Raw genomic sequence first — 4681 nt, 5'->3', positions numbered from 1 at the left:
CGAAGGACGTGTTCGTGCACGCCACCGCTCTGCAGCGCGCTGGCCTGACCGGCCTGAGCGAAGGCCAGAAGGTCTCGTTCGAGACCGGCGAAGACCGCCGCACCGGCAAGATCGCCGTCACCGAGATTTCGGCCGCCTGATTGGGCGTAGAAATTTGAGTTGAGAGGCCGGGTACCGATAAGGTGCCCGGCCTTTCTCTTTCAGGCCGTTGCCCACGGGCTGTAGCTGCCAATGCTCCAAAGGTGCCCCTCGGGGTCGAGGCAGGTGAAGCCCCGGCCGCCATAACTCTCGGTGCGAATCTGGCGCACGATCTCGGCGCCGTTGGCTTTCGCCTTCTCATAGACCCCGTCGACATCGTCGACGATCACATAGGGGCTCTGCGTCGTGCCGCCCAGCTTGTCGGGCGTCGAGATGGCGCGGCCGAACTCGGTGTGCGGATGCGGCGAGCCCAGCATGATCATGCCGTCACCGAGCCGCAGTTCGGCGTGCGAGATGCCACCATTGCCGTCGCTGTTGATCTCGTGCCGGACGAAGCCGAAATTCTCGCACAGCCAGTCGATCATCGCGGGTGCGTCCTCATAGGTGAGGCAGGGGATTACCGTCGAAGCCATCTCTCATCTCCATTGATGGGGGAGAGAGACTTGCCCGTGTGCTCCACCCCAGTCTTGGAGATTTGTTACCTCCGCGACGCCAGCACGCTCCCATCCGGCAGGCTGGCGCGCAGCAGGGCGGTTGGCGATTGGCCGCTCATCGAGCGGAACTCGCCGTTGAAGTGCGGCTGGTCGGCATAGCCGCAGGCATAGGCGAGTTCGGCCAGCGACTGCACCTGCCCGGAACGCAGCGCCGCGAGTGCCGTCTCGAACCGCAGCAGCCGTGCCGCCGCCTTCGGTGTGATGCCGATCTCGCGCCGAAATAGCGTACCGAGGTGTTTGCGGCTGATCTCCAGGCCGGCCGCGAGCCCGGCGATATCGAGGCTTCCCCTGGCCGCGACCAGTTGTGTGTAGGCGGCCTCGACCAGCGGCGTCGCCGCCGGGCTCTGGTCGAGCCGCTCGAGCAGGTAGCGCTCGAAGATGCCGAAACGCTGCGGCCAGCCGACGGCGTGCGCCAACCGGTCCTCGAGACCGCGAAACGCCGCCCCGAGCAGGGCATCGGCCGGTACCACCGCTCCGGCGATCTCGTGGAGGTCGAGGCCGAGGATGCGGCGGGCGCCGAGCGGGGTAAAGTTGACCTGCATGCTGAAGGCATAGCCCGGCGAGCCGACCAGGGTCGGCTGATCGGTCAAGCCGGCAACGAAACTTTGTCCCAGCCGCAGGTTCTCGGCCCCGTCGTCGCCAAACACGCTGAAGTGATGCTCGAACACCAGGATCAGCGGGATGCCCGAGAATGGCAGCTCCCGCCGCACCAGCGGCGCGCCACCGGTCTCGACATAGCCCTGGAGCTCGATGACGTGAGGTTGCAACAGCGCCGGTGGCCGCTTGCGCCACAGCGTCCAGTGGCCGAGTTCCGACGCGTGATCGAACCTGTCGATACCGGTGATTTCGTCCATCGGGAAACTCTAGCCCTTCAGGTCGCGGGGCAAAACCTCACTTCTTGGGGCTGCCGGCCTCGCCCCAGGTGATCAGCCGCGCGCTGCGATGGCCGCTGAGATAGATCCACAGCCAGCTGATCGCCACCGAGATGCGGTTCTTGAGCCCGATCAGGAAGTAGATATGGGCGAGGCCCCAGGTCCACCAGCCGATCCAGCCGGTGAGCTGGATCCAGCCGAAATCGATCAGCGCCGCACTCTTGCCCACCGTGGCGATGTCGCCCAGGTGCTTGTAGCGGAACGGACCCACCGTCTGTCCCGAGAGCCGGGCGCGGATCACCGAAGCCGCATACTTGCCACCCTGCTTGGCTGCATCGCCGATCCCCGGCACCGGCCTGCCGTTCGGCGCCAGCACGGTAACGGTGTCACCGATGGCGAAGATATTCGGGCTGCCGGGCACGGTGAGGTCCGCTTCGACCTTGATCCGCCCGGCGCGATCCGCCTCGACCCCCAGCCACTTGGCCGCCGGCGAGGCCAGTACGCCCGCCGCCCAGATGATGGTGTTGGCGCGGAGCTCCTGTCCGTCGAAGCGCACCGTGTCGGCGGTCACCTCGGTCACCGGCTGGCCCAGCATCACCTCGACACCGAGCTTTTCCAGCGCCGACTTGGCGTAGGCCGAGAGATCTTCGCGGAAGTTGGCCAGAACCCGCGGCCCGGCCTCGATCAGGATGACCCGCGCCTCTTCCGGCTTGATCGAACGGAACTCATGCTTCAGCGAAGTGCGCGCCAGCTCGATCACTGCACCGGCCAGCTCCACGCCGGTCGGCCCTGCGCCAATGATGGCGAAGGTCAGCAACGCCTTGCGCTTGTCTGCATCGGTCTCGCGCTCCGCCGCCTCGAATGCCAGCAGCAACCGGCGCCGCATCGCAGTCGCATCCTCGAGTGTCTTGAGGCCTGGCGCGAAGGGCTCCCAGTCGTCATGGCCGAAATAGGCGTGCCGTGCTCCGGTGGCGATGATCAGGCTGTCATACGGCACCCGCCCGCCATCTTCGAGCTCGACCAGTTGCGCGGCCTTGTCGATGCCGATGACGTTGCCGAGCAGCGTCGTTACTTCAGGCCGGTGCTTCACCAGCATGCGGATCGGCCAGGCGATCTCCGATGGGCTGAGCGCAGTCGTCGCCACCTGGTAGAGCAGCGGCTGGAACAGGTGGTGGTTGCGCCGGTCGATAATGGTGATGTCGACATCGGCGCCCTTGAGCTTCTGGATTGCGGCCAGGCCGCCGAACCCGCCGCCGATCACGACGACACGATGCTTCTGAGCCGAGTTGGTCATTTCAAACCCCACTTGCAGCGCCCGCACTGCATGTAGGTCTTTGATCCATAATGCTCAATGAACGAAACGCGCGCCGTACGCAGGCCTCACATGCACCCATGGCAAGCAGGGCACGGAGGGAGCCTTGCACGATCATGCATGGGTAAGGCTCCCTCCGGTCGGCGCTCTTCGCGCCCTGCCCCTGCCGCTAACCGGCAGGGGTGTCCATTATGCGGCCTCGCCGTCGAAATCGCGACGCGCCGCCTCGATGCTCTGCTGGTTGCGCACCGCGAACGAGCCGAGCGGACCTACGCTGGCGGCGAAGTCGCGGCCGAGTTCGGTGAGCTCGTATTCGACGCGCGGCGGGATGGTGGCAAAGGCGGCGCGGGCCGCGAAGCCGTGCCGCTGCAGGTTGCGCAGCGTCTGCGTCAGCTGCTTCTGCGAGATGCCGTCGACGGCGCGCGAGATCTCGTTGAACCGCAGTTTGCCGTCGCGCATCACCGACAGCACGTCGACGGTCCAGCGGGCACCGGCGAGATCGAGGAGGTCGTGAACAATCTCAAACTGATTGGCCATGTCGTAATACCCTGTAGTTGGTGTGGTCCGCCCGGCCGCGTGCGCCCGGGCTTAGTCGTTATTCACCCATCGCGTGGGCGCGCTCCTCGGCCGTCATCGGCTTTGCCGCCTTCGGCCGGCGGAGCAGGAAGACGATCGGCAGCGACACGAAGGTCAGGATCATCATCAGGTGGAAATCGTCGAGGAAGGCGAGCATCGCCGCCTGCTGGGTGATCATCCCGTTGATCGTCCCGACGACGTTGGCGAAGCCGCCATAGGCCGCCGCGAAGTCGCGCAGCGGGCCGGAATCCAGCGTGACCCGCTCCGCCAGCTCGCCATAGTTCACCACCTGCATCTGCGCGAGGATGGTGGTCACCACCGAGATGCCGACCCCCTGGCCGACATTGCGGATCAGGCTGAACATCGCCGTCGCATCGACCCGGTACTTGGCGTTGATGGTGGCGAAGGCCAGCGAGTTGAGCGGCACGAACACAAAGCCCATGCCGATGCCCTGAAGGAACCCTGAGAGCAGGATCGGCCCCGAACCCATGACGATGTCGAACTCGGTCATCATGTAGAGCGAGTACCCCATCAGCAATGTACCGCCGACGACGAGGAGGCGCGGGTCGTATTTCGACACCAGCCGGCCGACGACGATCATCGACACCATGGTGCCGATGCCGCGCGGACCCATTAAGAGGCCCGTTTCGATCACCGGGAAGCCCATCAGGTTCTGCAGCATCGGCGGTAACAGCGCGAGGCCCGAGAACAGCGTGATGCCCGTAATGAAGATCAACACCAGCCCGGTGACTAGGTTCCGATCCCTAAACATTCCCATGTCCATGAACGGGTTCTCGGCTGTCAGGCAGTGCACGATGAACACCCACAGGCCCGAAATGGCGAGCAGCAGATAGAGCCAGATCTCGGTCGAATCGAACCAGCCGACGCCCTGGCCGCGGTCGAGCAGCATCTGCAGAGATGCCACCGCCAGCGCCAGCATGCCGAAGCCGAAGAAATCGAACTTGCGGATCTTGATCGCTGTATTCGGCATCAGCGCCGCCAGCATGAAGAAGGCGACGATGCCGACCGGCAGGTTGACGAGGAACACCGCGCGCCAGTTGAACGTCTCGGTCAGCCAGCCGCCCAGTGTCGGCCCGATGATCGGCCCGAACATGATGCCGGCGCCGAAGATCGCCATCGCCTGCCCGAGCTGTTCGCGCGGGTTGATGTCCATCATCGTCGCCTGGGCCAGCGGCACCAGCATGGCGCCGCAGATCCCCTGGATGACG

The 4681-nt window shown here is 65.2% G+C and carries 6 protein-coding genes; 1 reads left to right on the top strand and 5 read right to left on the bottom strand.

The genetic code is table 11. The features are described from left to right. Window positions 1-140, top strand: a 140-nt coding sequence (locus tag VGV07_RS09900; protein WP_326868520.1) for a cold-shock protein, incomplete at its 5' end; no start/stop codon positions are given. Window positions 141-200: 60 nt separating this feature from the next. Here VGV07_RS09900 and VGV07_RS09895 read toward each other — a convergent pair. The 5 genes from VGV07_RS09895 to VGV07_RS09875 form a co-directional block, all read right to left on the bottom strand. Beyond that, on the bottom strand, window positions 201-611 hold the full coding sequence (locus tag VGV07_RS09895; RefSeq protein WP_326868519.1) for a VOC family protein: 411 nt from the start codon (window positions 609-611) through the stop codon (window positions 201-203). 65 nt (window positions 612-676) lie between these two features. Beyond that, a complete protein-coding gene (locus tag VGV07_RS09890; RefSeq protein ID WP_326868517.1) occupies window positions 677-1546 on the bottom strand; it encodes a helix-turn-helix domain-containing protein in 870 nt (289 codons plus the stop codon). A gap of 37 nt (window positions 1547-1583) precedes the next feature. Next, a complete protein-coding gene (locus VGV07_RS09885) occupies window positions 1584-2858 on the bottom strand; it encodes an NAD(P)/FAD-dependent oxidoreductase (protein WP_326868516.1) in 1275 nt (424 codons plus the stop codon). 207 nt (window positions 2859-3065) lie between these two features. Next, window positions 3066-3413 carry a helix-turn-helix domain-containing protein gene (locus tag VGV07_RS09880; RefSeq protein WP_326868515.1) on the bottom strand — a complete coding sequence of 116 codons (348 nt, stop codon included), beginning with the start codon at window positions 3411-3413 and terminating at the stop codon, window positions 3066-3068. A gap of 58 nt (window positions 3414-3471) precedes the next feature. Beyond that, window positions 3472-4681: DHA2 family efflux MFS transporter permease subunit (locus VGV07_RS09875; protein ID WP_326868514.1), on the bottom strand; the 1210-nt coding region annotated here is incomplete at its 5' end.

It is taken from the genome of Devosia sp. (assembly GCF_035944845.1).
In the GTDB taxonomy this organism is placed as follows: domain Bacteria; phylum Pseudomonadota; class Alphaproteobacteria; order Rhizobiales; family Devosiaceae; genus Devosia_A.
The sequence above is the reverse complement of the archived record's forward strand: the minus strand, read 5'-3'. Positions and strand labels throughout refer to the sequence as shown.

Bases quoted from the DNA above. Each gene is read 5' to 3' on its own strand.
- VGV07_RS09895 (WP_326868519.1), bottom strand. From the start codon at position 611: ATGGCTTCGACGGTAATCCCCTGCCTCACCTATGAGGACGCACCCGCG.
- VGV07_RS09890 (WP_326868517.1), bottom strand. From the start codon at position 1,546: ATGGACGAAATCACCGGTATCGACAGGTTCGATCACGCGTCGGAACTC.
- VGV07_RS09885 (WP_326868516.1), bottom strand. From the start codon at position 2,858: ATGACCAACTCGGCTCAGAAGCATCGTGTCGTCGTGATCGGCGGCGGG.
- VGV07_RS09880 (WP_326868515.1), bottom strand. From the start codon at position 3,413: ATGGCCAATCAGTTTGAGATTGTTCACGACCTCCTCGATCTCGCCGGT.